We start from the raw sequence: 15,667 nt of genomic DNA on the forward strand, positions 1-15,667 counted from the left end.
GGGGGCGAGTCCACGGTGAGCTTTTGTCGGGAGGCTGGCTGCATCTACGAGACAGAGCACCGGAAGTTCACACCCATCCATGACGAGTCCACGACTGGCATTTTCGGTCCACGGAAGTCTCGCAGTGAGCTTCGAGTGTTCTGGGTCGATCGTGACGCGATTGCGTAGTGAGTCGTAGATCGATTTTGCGTCTTCGCCGTGGTGTGTGCGACCTTCGATTCGGTAGTGGTCGCCATTGAGGTGCGAAAATGCCGTGGTGACTGGGGAACAGTCGGGTAATTGTGCACGTTGGTCGGTCGTTGTTGCGACTGCCCGGGCGGTGACTGCAAAACTGTGTTGTGCGTCTTTTTCGTCGAGTGCATCCACGCGCGAGCGAACCCCTGGGTCTGAGATGTTGTTCTCGGGGTCTGTCGACACAAGCCAGTCCTCGACGAATCGCTGGAAGACCGTATCCCGGCCGTGTTTGAGCCGTTGTTTTCTGTCAATGGCGTGGTGTCGCCAGTCTGGATACGGTGTGATGAGTATCTGGACGGCCATCGGCACGGACGCGTCCGCAAGCGTACTCACCACCGTTGCGAGTGGAAGGCGGCTATGTTTGTCGGTGAACTCGTCGTATCGAGTGAGCGTGGTTTGCCAGTCTTCGCGTCGGTCAGTGACGCCCACGAACTCGACTGCTCGGTATTGTGGTGGTGAATACGATTCGAGAGCCCCATCGTCTGGGTCGACGTCAGCGTCAGCAGGTGAGAGCCGATTGAGTGGGTCTGTCGTTGGAGTCGAAATATCGAACGAGTTCGGAACGAGTTCTCGACACCACGCTTCGATCGTCGATGCGAGTGCAGTGTCGACGCTCAGAACGTACTCGATCGTGTCTGCGTTCGATCCATCAGTGACGAGTAGCCATTCGAGAGTGGATGGAGTTTGTGTCGACGCTAAGAGGTAGTACAATCGAGTGAACTGTGCGGTGACAGTCGAAGGGGTGAACGTATCCGCAGTTGGCGAGAGGCGGATGAAGGCTCGGTCGGTTGTAGACGAAATAACGAGTTTCACTCTCACACTGTGGACATAATTCCTTCTACATCTGTGGTTTCAGAAATAAAACTAGATGGAATTACATTATTGTTTGATAATTGGGGTCGGACTTGACTTTTGACTGACACAGAACACAGAGTCGATTCGTGACGTTCGCCTTGACGTCCGATGGTTTGAGGACAGCGCATGACATCCTCCCCGGCGCGAACGCCGGGGTTTCCTCTCGCTGGGGGGATCGCTTACCGACCCACGGAGGCAACTTGCGGGTTCGTGCGCTCCTCGTTGGAACAAGAGCGTGGTGACTCTGACCAGTCGTGGTCGTTCCACTTGAGGCGCACGGGCCGTGCCATCGGCCGTGCTACGTCGGTCTGCCGTTGACGAGACACAGCGTGTCTCGTTCGCCAATCAGAACGTTCTGAGTTCTGATGACGTCTCAGGAACGTTTCGGACGCTGTGAGGTCTGCGTGGCCCTCGAAACCGCACGGGCACGTCAGTGTGTCGCGGTGGCGTGTTGTCCGATCTGTTGAACCGCAGTTCGGACACTCTTGAGAGGTCCATGCTTCCGAACGAACCTCCACCAAGATACCATACTCCTCGGCGGTACAGGCGAGTCGGTCGATGAACTGCCGGAACGCCCAAAAGTTGTGCGTCTTCGCGTTCGCTTCGACCGACCAATGCGTGTCGAGTACGTCTGTGAGTGCCCCGACGTACACCGTGGAGACGCCTTCGTCGTGCAACCGTTCTATGAGGTCACGTGCGAGTGCGTCTTGGGCGTGGTCGCGTCGGCGCGTCCGACGGCGGTACAACGAGCGTATCCGGTGACTGCTGTACCTGCCGTCGTCCAAGAGCGATTGGAGACGAGCGATTTCTCGCGTCGTCTCGCGGAACCGCTCGAACAGGTCGCACCCCTCGTACAGCAGTTGCGTGCCGGTCGTGGTCGTGCAGGCGACGAGGTTGTTCGCACCAATATCCAGAGCGGCGGTTTCGTCCGCCAGTGGGTGTGCCAGCCGAGAATTGTCTACGGTGACTGGCTGAAAGGCCCTGAACGTCTGTGCAGTCTCGTCCCAGAACAACTCCAACCGGCCTTGCTTGTCGTACTCTTTCCAGTTTGGTTCGCCCCGGACTTCGAGCCAAAGCCTCTCGCGGTATCCAAGACCGTACTCCTCTTTCAGGTCTTGGCCGACGAGGATTTCGAGCCGGGAGTATTCGCCCCACTCGACAGAGTACGACGTGTTCCGAATGTACGTTCGGAGTTCGCGGCCGTCCTCGGCGTTGCCCCAGTATCCGGGCTTGCCGTTTGCTTCGCCCTTCTTTTGGAGCGCGAAGAACGACCGCCACGCTTCGCGGTTCTTCCGTTCGATTTGCTGAACGGTCGAAGCCCCGAGCGTGCCGCCGTAGCGCCCGCGATACTCGCTGATGTCCCATACGTCCGCGTCGGAGTCGGCGTAGTGTTCGCGGCGCTCGTAGTTGATCTCGTTCCAGAGAGCGGCAGAAGCGTCCAATAGGCGTCGAAGCAACACCTCGTCCGCGTCGGACAGAGGAACCACCTCGAAGGTGTTGGTCCGCTTCATCAACTACTGGTTCGTGCGCCACATTGATAAACCAATGGTTAATCAATGGTGACATGGCAACGACGGTCCAAATCGAGATAGAGGATGACGAACAGTACGAGCGGTTACGGGCGATTAAGCGGCACAACGGGCTGACGTGGAAGGGGATGTTGCTCCACGCGGCGGAGAACTTGGATACCCCGGACTGAGCATTGTCGGCGGTTGTGTCCTTGTTGTCGGATTCACGCCCGCCGTGAACGGCGGGACTCTCTCCTTGATTCAGGTAGACTCGTCGAACGGGAAGACGTACGACGTTGACGTTGAAGCGGGGACGTGTTCGTGTCCACCGGAAACGTGGTGTCGAGTGTCAGCATCTCCGTGGTGTTCTGTTCGAAATCCGAACGCGAGTGCTGCCCAAGCCGACTGGCCGCTTCGCAACGTGCGAGCAGGAGACGTGGTGGCTTCGCAATTCAATATAAACGTCGAAAATTAAAATTGGGGAGATTCTATATCGGTCACATTGTAATTATAGCGGGAAATTTTTATCTGATGGCTGTGTGTCTTCTACAATGAAAGATGGGTACGACCTGCCTGCAAACGCACCAGGACAATATATGCCTCTCCGGACAGACCAGGCTCTCCCAAAGGCATATTTCCCAGACAAGCTCCCCCCACGGTTTGAACTCTCCGAGGACGTTATTCGAGAACATGGAAATGCGATGTGGGCCCTCGGTCGGTTAGAAGGACTTGGAAGCGAGATCGACAATCCTGGAGCAGTATTCAGCTCGTTTGTATATAAAGAAGCTGAGCAGTCATCTCGTGTTGAAGGAGCAAACGTGACTGTCTCAGATATCTATCGGTACGATATTAACCAACTCACGATACAGAGTGGTCAGAGTCGCTCCCACGAAGCAGACGTCCGTGAGGCACGAAATTATATCCGAGCATTGGACAGTGCAGTCTCGTACCTCAGAACCGCTGGATTCGAACGCACGAGTCTCACGACAGCGCTCGTAAAGTCACTTCATGAGCAATTATTGGAACGCGGGCGAAGTGATGGAACAGATCCACTCCCAGGTGAATTTCGCCCTGGGTTTGCGGTCATCGAAGAATCGAACCCTCATGGGTTTGGAAATCGTGTTCGGTTCATTCCACCAAAACCAGACATGGTCTCGCGATTGATGGCCGACCTTGAACAGTTTATCCAGACTGACCGCACGTGGCCGACACTGATCGAGATCGCCGTTGCTCATTATCAATTCGAGACGATTCACCCGTTTAACGACGGTAACGGGCGAGTCGGTCGATTACTGGCTGTACTAATGCTTATCGCTGATGGACTACTGCACTACCCACTTCTGTATTTAAGTTCGTATATTGAACAGCATCGTACAGAGTATGCAGACCGTCTCTTGGCTGTGAGTGAAGACGGTGAGTGGGACGCATGGCTTCAGTTCTTTCTTCGAGGAATCCGTGAGCAAGCCGCAGAAGCATTTGTTCGTGCAAAACTCCTGATTAGCACACGACAGACATACGAAAATCGATACGCGGATGCAGCGAAGTCTGTCCGAAACCTTGCACTGGAGATATTCGAAGACCCATATTTCACGGTTACAGAAGCGAGTGATCGAATTGGAGTCGTCTATCAGACCGCGAACAATGCAGTGAAGCGATTAGAATCGGACGGTGTTGTGTCTGAAATTACTGGCAACGAAAAAAACCGTGTCTTCAGAGCTGATGAGATAATGAATATCGTCGAACGGCCAGCAAGAGACCTGCCCGATGCAGCTGACCTCGTCGATATTGAGCACGCTTGGAAACTCCCTGACCGCTGAGCCACCTCACTCCGACGTATTTTGGACTGTCTAGACGCTAGTGTCTCCGCAGACGAATCGCCACTTCGAGACGTGCGAGCAGGAGACGAGGTAACTCGGAAATTCAACATAACCGGAGACAATTAGCATTGGGTCCGGGAGTTCCCCCGTAATTCTAGTTTCAGCGAGAAATTTTGTCACTCCCGTGTGGGAGCAGTTGTCCGTGACTCTGGCGACGACTGACTGGTATTCCCCATGTGTGGGAAGCCTCGCCGTTTACTGCGGGGAGGATGTCACAGACACTTCCCAGTCGTTTCAATGACAATTCAAATATCTGGCCTTGTTGAAATCCTATTGATTCGACACCTGCCTCTCTGAAACAGCTGTTAGGTAGGCGTGCAGAGCTATCATTCATGTAGACTGGTATTGCCGGAGAACTCGGATGAGAAACACACCACTGAGCAAACAGCCGAAGAGAAGCCCCCACCAGATGGGTGAAAACGGCTCTTGGGGGTCTGCTGCTCTGAACAGGTATCCAGTTATAAGTGTAAGGGCGATTAGTTTCGTCTTCTCGGAGACCATATCCTGCAGTGTACGATGTTTTGTACAACCAAGTATCATTTCCTTCAGCGATTTGTAGCTCCCGGCTCTGTTGAAATCCTCTTCACGTCTTGCGATTTGCTGAGAGGCTCGTTTCTAACCGGATCGACGAAAGCCGGTGGGTAGAGTCGCTCTTCTCAATGTCAACGCTGAAGGATTTCAACAGAGCCAAATATCTGCAAAACACAAAGATATATTGAGAGAAAGCGCTTACACCAACGTATGACTGAATTCGATCCTTCACCTGACTCTGATTCCGCTCGGAGAAGATGGCAAGAGGGAACAGACACGTTTGGCCGTGTCTATGATGTTGTTCTGGGTGTTACGTCGCCTACCGCGTACACTGATATCGCAGAGTTAGCGGACTGCTCACCTAACGCTGCGAAAAAACATCTTGACCGACTCGCTGAGATGGGCATTGTCCGAGCAGACAGAGACAGTCGACCGGCTCAGTATGAGCGGAATGAGGGGTATCTGGAGTGGCAAGACGCCAGTCGAATTGCAAATGACCTCTCTGTCGAAGAGATACTTGAGCGCGTGAAGGCGCTCGAAGAACGACGACGGGAGTACGAGACACAATTCGAGACCACAGATCCCAACGAGGTCTCGGTGTTCGACCACAGAGCCCATGAAACGATTCACGACCGCATGACTGCGGTCAATGAATGGCAGGGAGTGATCCGGGATATTCGGCTCTACGAGCTTGCACGCCAGCTCTCCCAGAACGACGGGCACCTCATCCCGGCCTAAATGGGTACACCTCCTGAAGACCCAGAACCGAATTCAACTGGGCCTCCCGACCGTCAGACTCTGCGATTGCTTGAGCGACACCTCGCGTCGGATTCGTTCGTGGTCGAGACAGAGTTCGACCCAGACTCCTACGAACCACGACTCCTCCACGTATTGCTTGATGCTGGCCGATACCCCGAATCGATAGAGACTGCACGACTTGATATCCGATGGTTCACGACTGGTGATTTCTCGATTCACTATGTCGAAGCGCATGACGACGGATTCCAATGGGAGTGCCGCTGGGATCAACACCCAAACACCCACAACGCACGGGTACATTTTCACCAGCCCCCAGATGCAGCGGAGGTCACTGGCCTTTCTCTGTCTTCACTCCATCCTCTCGAAGTGTACTCGACTGTTCTCACAGCAGTTGATCAGCGACTTGAAACTCTGTGGTCGACTCAATGAACGCAGGTATCGCGACCATCCACGACATGGCCACGCTTCGGTCTTGTGTTGCCTACGAGAACGAGAACCAATGACATCCTCCTCGCCGTGAACGGCGAGGTTTCCGACGAGGAGGATGTCACGCGTGCCGAAGACTACATCAATCGCGCGACAGACGACCGCCAGCCCAGGAAGTTAACGAGAGTTTCCGTTTAGTATTCGTCGACCTACTGGGATACTTATTGACAGTAATGTCAGCAGCGACAGTCCGAAACCAACGAGAACAGCTGTCATTGGGATCGGCGAACTTTTTGCTGGCCATGCGTCCTGTTGTTGACCATCAAAGGCCGTATTTTCGTAGAGAACATATTCCGTTGTCTCACGCTGGATTCTGAGATCCGTTTGATCGTTGAGGTAGCTATAGCTCTCGTAGTCTGCAGATTTGAATAGCACAATGTATCTCACTCCAAGTGGAGCGGTTGCTTCTCCGAACCCTGATCGATCACGCCAGTCCATTGCCAAGAGGCTGCGAACTTCTTGATGGGCGGGTTCTGGAGCGTTACTTTCGATAGTCCCGATTTCGATGTTTCGGCCCCGCAAAACTGGTTTATCGAAATATATGTCGGTGGGGTTTGCAATTGTCCTGTCTGTAAATGAAAACATCATGTATTGATGCCATGGAAACACGAGAACACGAGACGGTGTCGGGTCGTCGGTGAGCCGTTCATTGAGTACGTTCCAACTATCAGGGTACTCAGTTGGTGATAACTGGCCGTGGAAACCATTGAGCATTGGAAGAGAGTATGAAAGCGTCGCAACTAAGATCACCAGACTAAGTCCAACTCGGAGTGATGAGTCTCTTGAGAATGATGGGACGTTGATCGGGGGATCCCGAATAAGCTCATCGAGAGCAACCCCACTAAACCACGCGTATGCGAGACAAAGCCCAATACTGAATTTTTGGGTATCACGCATCGCGAGAAGGCCGGGCACAGTCTCAAACAGTTTGGTAACAACTGGCCCAGTCACTGGCCCAGTAGCGCCCATTGCTAGGATGAAACAGCAGATAGCACTTACAAACAGCCCGTCTCGCCATGACTTGTCGTCTGAGATAAATACCCCATACAATAACAATGCTAGCAGCAGTGTAAACAAGCCAAACACGAGTGGTGTGGGGAGAACACTCGTTGTGGTGAGATAGCCTGGTCTCCAAAACCCATAGAGCATCATTACGGACAGTAGGATGTTCTCATCGATCGTTGGATATGCTGAAAACGCGGTGAGGTCGGCAATACTGTACGCCGACAGCGTCCCGTTGCCGCCGGTCAAATTTGTAACGACTGGGAGGATCCAGTAGCTGTTCAGAAGCACAAATCCTACACAGTAGAACCCGACCCGTTTCACGGTTGAGAGGTTTTGTTCAAGTTCCGAGTGGAAGCCGTGTACAACAGTGAATATCCCTCCAATGAACGCAAGTAGAACAGTTCCATGGGGGTCGAATACTGAGACTAGCGTTCCCCACAGTAAGGCACGATAGGGTTGCTCAACCTCTCCAGATAGATACTGATAGTACGCACGGATGGCGAGCGGTAATACGGCGTAACTCAGTAGTAGATACCAGTGACCGGCAAGAAACCGAGTGTATACGAATGGATTGACAGCATAGATTAGCCCCGTAGCAAACTTGCTAGTGTGTGTCTGTGCAGGAGTACTGTGGATGCCTGCAAGACCACTAATCACAATCACACTCATCAAGACGAGTTTCTCAAGGACGTCTAACGGAACAACTACCCCGAGTGTATCGAGGAGGAAGACAAAGGGGAACCGGCCATAGTATAGTGGCCCTTTGATCTCAATGAGGTGCTGGACGTGCGACATTCCGGGTGCCCAAACAAGGTCAAGCGACAGGATATACCCCGAACCAAACAGCGGTGCAAATACAAGAAGTGCAATTCCCGAGAAGACAAGTACACCACGAATATAGAGGCTCTGCGTTTGGTTCATATTTGCTATTCGAGATATTTCTCCTGCGAGCAGTTCGGGCAATCTCTCCTGTGAGTAGTTCGGGCTACTCCTCTCCGATGTGTATTCATTGGTTTTGCTCTCGCCGGAGATAGGTCAGCCCAGCCAGTATAGCAAGCCAACTGAAGCCCCAGATCCCGATCACGGGTAATCTAACTCCGTTCCCGGACCAAGTGATCTCTGCTGTCGTTGTATTCGTGAATGCGTTCGCCCAACCAAACGCACGGAGATGCGTTGCATTGGCTCCTGCTGTCCAAGCATCGTGGTAGGAAGTATATTTGACTGCGGTTTCCGTGTGATCCCACTCTCCAACGACCCAATAATCAACGACAGTCCCGTTTTCTGTTTCATACGTGGTGACTGTCGCATTCTCCGGGATTTGTGTCTCAATCGTCTCGTTAGGGAGGAGTACCCCAGCCCCTTGTCGATATGTATCGTTCAGCACTACAGTTCCAGGCAGGACGGACTCTGCATCAGTCACAACAATGTCGGGATTTAGCGAGGCACGTTCATCTGCTGGGAGGTTCACAGCCACCGTTTTTCCGACGTTTGTATCTGTTCGTTCTCCGTCAATAAGGACGCCTGGAATGTCCTCGGTATTCTGCTCGAAGCCAACTGCAGCCGGCACAGTCGTTGGCTTGACGGAGACCGAGTGAAGGTAGACTGTCTCGTTCTTCGGTCGAAGGCGCAACGATAGATAATCGCTCTTTGCAATCACTTGTACGGGGTGTTCTGAGATGGGGTATTCCCTTCGATCGATGAGATTTGAGTTATCTGCCCGTTTTTCTCCGTCATACCAGTAGAGAACAACCGACACATTACCAGTTGAATTTACAGCTACCTGGTATGCTTGCTTCGGATCTGTCTCGAATCCTTGAGCAACAGGGATGACGTTTCCGGTCGACGTCTCAAGTTTGAGTGTTCGCGTGTCGTTGTTAGAAACCACTGTTGCTTGGGTACCTGTCGACCGTGGGTTCGTCCACCAACTGGAGAGCCCTTGTTCGAAATTAGGGTTCGAAATTAGATTCGAGGCGTCACCGGCGTGCGTACTCGGCGTTTGTGGTGTGTATAACCTGTGTACTCCCTGTTTGATGACGCTTCCGGACTTTCGCTCAATACCGTTCACACGATACACCGTTAGATTCTCAGTCTCCATCACTCGCGTGTAGGCTGCTGAGTCGTCGAATCGACTGGCAAATTCGGTCGGATTTCCGAACAACCAGGGTGCACCGTGGCGTTCTTCCATTCGAATACGCCCTTCTGTTGCTGGATAGCGTTGTTGGGGGAGTTCGTCAACAACAATATACTGGACTCCAAGCGCCGAAAGGTGCGGGTAGAGGCGGTCACCAGCTCCGATCGATCTGAAAAATTGGCGAACGTACTCTCCGTTCGCTTTTCCAGTATTAAGACCACCACTTTTTATTCCGACATGATTTGGGTATGTGGCTCGCAGCCGAAGCTGTGTCGTATAGCTGTATGGTGCCCAAAGGACCTTTCCATCAAGTGAGTTTGCGACCGTATCATATTCTTCAGGAATCGCATAGCTATCATCATAGGTCCCATTCAGTCCTGCTGCGCCTGCCATGGGAGCGACATACGCAAACGAGCTACTGACGATGAGGACGACGAGTAGCACTTGTGGAAGCCGATTGAAGACTGTCTGCATTGGTTCGGTCACCTGAAAATCGAACAGTCCCAAAGACGGCACGCGTCGTGTGAGTGCTAGAAGATAGTGGAAGCCAGCAGCAAACAGCAACAAGACACAGAGTGAAACCGGGAAGAGAATCTTGGTCATGTTACGGAACGTCCATAGTGGTGGAAACAGCTCGAAGAGCGGGTAGGTGACTGTTGCATTCGTAAGTACCGCGAACGAGACAAACACACCAACGGTTGGGTAGAGAAACCGAAGTTCTGTCTTCGTAACTGCGAAGAGCGCAATACAGGGGATAATGAGACCAACAGCCGCCCATGAATCAGTATTGTATCCGTACGTGGTCAACGCGTATGAGCCGTGATTGCCGGCAAGGCGGAGTATCGATAGGACAGTAGCATCGGCGTAGTTCCAATCCAGATGGCTCGCAAACCCATTGGCTGTTGAGATACTTGCCCCACGAACGAAGAGATAGAATACGCCCGGAATCGAAAGCAGGATTCCAAGACCCCCAGATGCTACCAATCGGGAAACCGACTTTGGGTCCTTACGAACTGAATACAGGCGATTTAGCGCGAACGGAGCAAGGATCCAAAAGAGGGTCCATGGAATCACACCAAATAACCCGAATGCTGCTCCTGCTTTGAGCACAGGCCTGAGCGAATCTCGCTCTGTAATCCGGTATAGGTACTCAATGACAATTGGTCCGCCAACGTACGCAAGGAATTCTCCAGACCCTCCGTTTACCATCTCCGCTAGCGTTAGCGGGTTGAGAGCGTACACTCCTGCCGCAACAAAGAGTGCTGTTCCTTCTGGAACAAACCGGCGTCCAAGGAAGATGAAAGCAATGAACGCACCAACTGGGAGTGACAGAAACAGCAGGTTCTGCCCGAGTGGCCCAAGGAGTTGAGTAAACACACCAAAGTACATCTTGTGAATCGGGTACTGGTGTGCGAATCCCAACATCGTCTCATGCCACGTCCCGAAGAACTTCGCTAGTGCAATCCCTTTTGCGTGTGGTGGTAGGTCACCAATCGCATAGTATCGGCCGAGAATAATCCCCTGGAGGAGAATACTGTAGGCAACAAGAAATGCGATTCCTGCAAGAACTCTGTTACGCTGGTCATCGGTGATCTTGTGCTGAGAGAGACGAGTTAGGATTCTTTGCATGTGATGTGATTGAAATATTGTTGTTTCAGCCCGTTGAACGTGCTATATATATCCAAGTGCGGCGAGTTTGTCTTCTGTTGAGAGGGTTTCGTCATCTGTCGTGTCGTGGCGTTCCGATGCAGTCTGGTCCCGAGTGTACGTCCCTGAGTCGGTTGCTTCATACTCACACCACGGAACTCGCTTGAGTGGCCACACAGGTGCATAGATCGGATGACCGTACATGTGGAATTCTCCGAGTGCGTTGCCGTGATCAGCTGTGATGACCACTTTCCCATCGATATTGTTGATGAGTGTTTCGACACTCTCAAGGACATATTCGAGATTGTCTCGGTACCCCTCCCAGACTTCTTCACGACTGAGGTCTCCACGTTGAAGCCGTGTCCACACGTCTTCGAGATCACTAAATTCGATTCGCTCTCCCGTGTCAGGTCGTATGCCTTCACCCAGAGGTGATGGAACAAAGGGGTGATGTGGCTGCATATAGTGGACAATTAGTCGATCTGGCTGGCCTTCCCGGGCGACTGTAATTGCTCGATCAGTAAGTGGCCCTGGTGGAATCGTCTCAAGTTCTTCGTCCCACGCATATCTCCAGACTTCGTCAAACAGTTCGAACTCACTTGACTCAAGACAGGTCTCAGAATATGGGTTCCCAGTAATATATGCCGTCTGTTGCATTTCATCGATGTAGGACGATGTGAAATTCTTCTCCATCCACTCTGGAGAGCAACTCCCGAGAGAGTTGGTGACATCGAAATTGATAAAATCGTACTCGGATGCAACCTCTTCCATGAGGTCGGCTCGGCACGCATCAAGCACGATTAATACGTCCCACTCAGCATCGTAGATCGGCTCACCGTAGTTGTGAATGAGTCCGTAAAATCGCAGAATATGTGTGTAAAGCAGTCGAGTTGACTCCGAGAATCCGGATAAGCCTTCTTTCCTAATTGCTTTCACAGAACTCCGTGCCCAGAGTTTCACCCCCTCGACCACGTTACGAATTGCACCCATACTAATCCGGTCCCTGCTGCGCAGTTATAAAACAATCGAGGGGATTCTCAATTGTTGTATTGGAGGCAAAGTCAATGGGAACCTGTATCGGTTCGTGTGGACTACTTAGCCCCATAACTCGTAGCCCACCTTGACACCCCCAACACAGACTAACCCCGTGTTTGCGGCCAGTAACGTTTGGATGAGCGCAATTGGGTCTCCTCCGAGCACTATCATTGCAATGACCTCACTAATTGAGACGATTGAGAACAAGACTACGAATCGATAGTTGGACCGTGCCAGCTCGAAATTCAGAATGACCAATGCCAGACAGAATACGAATATTGCAACGGCGTACCATCGAACAAAGGGTGCAGCATTGGCGTATGCACCCCCATACAAAATCACAAGGATGTACTTTGGTATCAGGGCGTATACTGCGGTTACACTTCCGAGGAGTAGTACCGAATACCCCATCCCCCGTTTGAATAGCGACTGCATCTGTTTTTGGTCTGCAGTCTCATCAGAATCTATCCGAGCAATCGCAGGGAATAACGCAGCAGTCAAGCCGATCACAAGGAAGATAAGTGACTTACCGAGAACAGACGCTGCTGTATAGTAGCCCGCAGCGGTATCACTCGTAAGCCCTTGGACGAGTATCACGTCAACATTACCTGGAATGTTGAAACAGAGCCCTGCAAGCGTTGCTGGGACTAGATACCGGTATGCATGGTGGGTAGAGAGTTCTGACAGATCCCCCAACGCGGCGTTTCGGTCACGAATACGCTTCGTAGACCAGACTGCAGCGACGGCAACGCCAGCGAAGATACCAAGAAATGCACCTGCAATCCCGTAGCCCAGTAGTACTAACCCAGCACCGACCCCAAGCTTGAGAACCGCAGGAATCACCTGAAACCCAGCAAGATCTTTGAATTGACTCGTTCCCTCCATTAACCCAATATTGACCGGAAGAAGCAAAGAAAACGGAATCGAGAGGGCTACAATTATTATTGTGCTGAACTGCCCGATACCAAGCAACGCTGATAGTTCTTCAGTCGCGAGAACTACAATACTAGCAAGAACGATACCAATCCCGACAGCACGTATTGCGAACGACGAATGGAAGGCTAAGACACTCTGCTGAGCTTGGTTGAGTTTTGCCCCATGGCGACTTGAGGCAAACCGAATCCCGCGGCTGAATACTTGCAGAAGATACGTGAGTGCAAACAGAGCGCCGAATACGCCATATTCTTCAGGACCAAGTGCTCGACCCATGAACAGTTGAAACCCGTAGTTGATTCCTCCACTGAGGATGACTCCAATGGTGACGATACCCGCATCTCTCAGTAACGAGTCGACTTGCGACCCCAACCGAGTCAGAAAGGTTGAACGGAGAAAATCCATAGCGATGTAAGGCTAATCCGCGAGAACTGCAGACATCATTGCTGCGGTATCCTCAATTGTACATTCTTCGCCCGCTTTCCGGTTTTTCGATGCGAGTTCTTGTCGATACTCGATGTCCCCGTGCAATTTCTCAAACGCATGGCATAATTCGTGTGCATCACTTGGTGTGACAAATACTGCGTCTCCACCAGTATCGACAGTCGATGTTCGCATCCCCTCAACGTCGGCTGCAACAACAGGGACTCCGTAGGACTTAGCGAGTTGGAACACCCCGGAGACGCCAGTCATCGTATGATACGGCATCGTTGTGATGGTTGCATTCTTCCAGACACGTCGAAGATCGTTATCTGGAACATATCCGGTAAATCGAATACCGTCGAGATCCCCGTATCGTTGCTTGAGATCCTTTTGGTATTCCGGATACTCGGGGTGGGACCCACCAGCAATTACTAATTCGGAATCCGGAACTCGGCGGTGGAAACGCTCAAACGCGTTGACAGCAGTTTCAACGTCTTTCGTGGGGCCGAGATGGCCAAACAATAAGACCGTGAACGGCGAGTCTGTCTTCTCCGACTGGTTATCTGTCTCATGGCTTTGTCCTCCATCTGCTTTCATTGGTTGCTGGAAGGTGCCATGAGGAATGTACTCGGCGTCCGTGATCCCGTATTCAACCTCGACGAGTTCCAGATACTTCTCCGATGTGACAGTCACAACATCGCTAAGGAGCAACAGTCGAGTTGCGATTTTCGCTCCCCACACGTGTAGCCGTCCCACATCGTCTGGGAGTTCCTCGTCTTCTACCACTTCGAAGAAATCGTGCATTGTGACGACGACTTTGGTTTCGAGAACCGTGCTGAGAAACGGTGGGATGAGAAGGCCAACAAACCGGTGGAGGTTCTGTGAACCAAAGTATGTCATATGGATGTTGAACTGTACTGCATCGTACGTCGGATCTGCAATTTCGCGAATAAGTGATACTGCAGCTGCCAATGAGTCCCGCCGCCAGCGAGGCACAACTTGATATGGGTACTCTCTATTAGTGTTCTCAGTTGTTCGAGAGACGACTGTTGGGACGACATCATCGCGACGATGATATGCATGTGCCAGTTTCTCTCCGTACTCTGCAAGCCCACCTCGCGTTGGGGGGTGTGCAGAGACAAGTGCGAGCGATTGCTTGTTCGTAGTTCCTTGTTCAGAAACTGTCCGTAGTGAACGCCGGACACGGAGTAATGCCCGAAGCATATCCGGGATATCGGTGTACAGCGTTACTTCGCTATCTCCAGGATCATTCCACTCAATTCCGACTTCCTCAATTGTGTATCCGTTTGCATTCGCATGTGCAAGGAATTCAGTATCGAACCCAAACCGGCGTTCACGGAGCGTGGGGTGAGTCTGTTCCCAGACTTGTGCATCAAACGCCTTCGCGCCACATTGAAAATCGGTCACCTGGACCTTCGTTGCCGCTTGTGCAAGCCTACTATAGATCTGTCCAAGCAGTTGCCGTAAGGCTGACTGAGAAGCTCTGCTATTTGACCCAATATCGCGAGAGCCGATCGCAACATGTGCATCGGTCGATTCAACAGTTGCGTAGAGCTTGTCAATGCTCTCGGTACTAATTGCCCCGTCTGCATCAATGAATCCGATAATATCTCCTGTTGTGCTTGTGAGACCTTCGTGGAGTGCTCCCCCCTTTCCGCGGCGTGATTGCGAGATTGAGAATTTAATATTTGGGTCGGAGATGCGATCAATGGCAGCCTGTGTTTCCGAATTCGGTTGGTCAATTGTGAGTATGACTTCGTCCCACCCCGAGACACGAAGCGAGTAGGCAAGAGATTCCCAAGTAGACGGATCTTCATTGTAAATCGGAAGAACGATACTCCGCGTCGTGCTGGATGAGTTTTCGGTCGCACGAGGCTGGCTTTGCTGACTAACCTGACCTGTCGTCCAACGACTGAGAACACGAGTTGGGAGAACGCGTGCAAGCAACTTCACGGGAAGTAAAACGATGAAGAAGCAGCCTACTGCGAGAGTCTGTATGAGTTGGAGCATGTCTTTGATTCTGTGAGTGAAGGATCCGTCCGTCGCGGACCCGGTTGTGTTACAAATCCTTTTGACAATACTGCTTATAAAACTGGCTATCATTCAGAATAATGATTCTCAGAAACGTCCCTTAGTCTCTCCCGAGAATGTCACCGCTCTATCTATAACGTCCTATAACAGGCGTTTAACCATCAAACTAGGGCGGTTAACGAATGGTGAAT

The 15,667-nt window shown here is 51.9% G+C and carries 10 protein-coding genes; 4 read left to right on the top strand and 6 right to left on the bottom strand.

What is annotated here, in order from left to right; all coding sequences use genetic code 11:
* Window positions 1-1,268: 1,268 nt before the first annotated feature.
* Complete coding sequence (locus tag FY251_RS11650) at window positions 1,269-2,600, bottom strand: RNA-guided endonuclease TnpB family protein (protein ID WP_148415020.1); 1,332 nt, start codon at window positions 2,598-2,600, stop codon at window positions 1,269-1,271.
* Window positions 2,601-2,653: 53 nt separating this feature from the next.
* On the opposite strand from FY251_RS11650, the gene FY251_RS23115 reads away from it, so the two are divergent.
* The 4 genes from FY251_RS23115 (at window position 2,654) to FY251_RS23410 (ending at window position 6,193) form a co-directional block, all read left to right on the top strand.
* Entirely contained in the window at window positions 2,654-2,788 is a 135-nt protein-coding gene (locus FY251_RS23115) for a hypothetical protein (protein WP_007276028.1), read from the top strand.
* Window positions 2,789-3,148: 360 nt separating this feature from the next.
* Window positions 3,149-4,414, top strand: a complete 1,266-nt coding sequence (locus FY251_RS11660; RefSeq protein ID WP_222847834.1) for a Fic family protein — start codon at window positions 3,149-3,151, stop codon at window positions 4,412-4,414.
* Window positions 4,415-5,215: 801 nt separating this feature from the next.
* Entirely contained in the window at window positions 5,216-5,743 is a 528-nt protein-coding gene (locus tag FY251_RS11670; RefSeq protein WP_148415022.1) for a winged helix-turn-helix domain-containing protein, read from the top strand.
* Complete coding sequence (locus FY251_RS23410) at window positions 5,744-6,193, top strand: hypothetical protein (protein WP_148415023.1); 450 nt, start codon at window positions 5,744-5,746, stop codon at window positions 6,191-6,193.
* A gap of 174 nt (window positions 6,194-6,367) precedes the next feature.
* Here the strand turns inward: FY251_RS23410 and FY251_RS11680 are convergent, their stop codons facing one another.
* The 5 genes from FY251_RS11680 to FY251_RS11700 all read right to left on the bottom strand — a co-directional run bounded on the left by FY251_RS11680 (window position 6,368) and on the right by FY251_RS11700 (window position 15,455).
* Complete coding sequence (locus tag FY251_RS11680) at window positions 6,368-8,176, bottom strand: hypothetical protein (protein WP_148415024.1); 1,809 nt, start codon at window positions 8,174-8,176, stop codon at window positions 6,368-6,370.
* Window positions 8,177-8,261: 85 nt separating this feature from the next.
* Window positions 8,262-11,015, bottom strand: a complete 2,754-nt coding sequence (locus FY251_RS11685) for a hypothetical protein (RefSeq protein WP_148415025.1) — start codon at window positions 11,013-11,015, stop codon at window positions 8,262-8,264.
* Between the two features lie 42 nt (window positions 11,016-11,057).
* A complete protein-coding gene (locus FY251_RS11690; protein ID WP_148415026.1) occupies window positions 11,058-12,023 on the bottom strand; it encodes an LTA synthase family protein in 966 nt (321 codons plus the stop codon).
* Window positions 12,024-12,128: 105 nt separating this feature from the next.
* Complete coding sequence (locus FY251_RS11695; RefSeq protein WP_187367396.1) at window positions 12,129-13,373, bottom strand: oligosaccharide flippase family protein; 1,245 nt, start codon at window positions 13,371-13,373, stop codon at window positions 12,129-12,131.
* A gap of 45 nt (window positions 13,374-13,418) precedes the next feature.
* Window positions 13,419-15,455: a glycosyltransferase gene (locus FY251_RS11700; protein ID WP_187367397.1), complete on the bottom strand. Its 2,037-nt coding sequence runs from the start codon at window positions 15,453-15,455 to the stop codon at window positions 13,419-13,421.
* Window positions 15,456-15,667 lie beyond the last annotated feature (212 nt).

The sequence above is a fragment of the Haloferax sp. KTX1 genome, assembly GCF_902410085.1.
Taxonomy (GTDB): Archaea; Halobacteriota; Halobacteria; order Halobacteriales; family Haloferacaceae; genus Haloferax; species Haloferax massiliensis.

What these genes read in the sequence shown, in the direction of transcription:
- FY251_RS23410 (WP_148415023.1), top strand. Translation starts at nt 5,744, where the DNA reads ATGGGTACACCTCCTGAAGACCCAGAACCGAATTCAACTGGGCCTCCC.
- FY251_RS11685 (WP_148415025.1), bottom strand. Translation starts at nt 11,015, where the DNA reads ATGCAAAGAATCCTAACTCGTCTCTCTCAGCACAAGATCACCGATGAC.
- FY251_RS11700 (WP_187367397.1), bottom strand. Translation starts at nt 15,455, where the DNA reads ATGCTCCAACTCATACAGACTCTCGCAGTAGGCTGCTTCTTCATCGTT.
- FY251_RS23115 (WP_007276028.1), top strand. Translation starts at nt 2,654, where the DNA reads ATGGCAACGACGGTCCAAATCGAGATAGAGGATGACGAACAGTACGAG.
- FY251_RS11670 (WP_148415022.1), top strand. Translation starts at nt 5,216, where the DNA reads ATGACTGAATTCGATCCTTCACCTGACTCTGATTCCGCTCGGAGAAGA.
- FY251_RS11650 (WP_148415020.1), bottom strand. Translation starts at nt 2,600, where the DNA reads ATGAAGCGGACCAACACCTTCGAGGTGGTTCCTCTGTCCGACGCGGAC.
- FY251_RS11690 (WP_148415026.1), bottom strand. Translation starts at nt 12,023, where the DNA reads ATGGGTGCAATTCGTAACGTGGTCGAGGGGGTGAAACTCTGGGCACGG.
- FY251_RS11680 (WP_148415024.1), bottom strand. Translation starts at nt 8,176, where the DNA reads ATGAACCAAACGCAGAGCCTCTATATTCGTGGTGTACTTGTCTTCTCG.
- FY251_RS11660 (WP_222847834.1), top strand. Translation starts at nt 3,149, where the DNA reads ATGAAAGATGGGTACGACCTGCCTGCAAACGCACCAGGACAATATATG.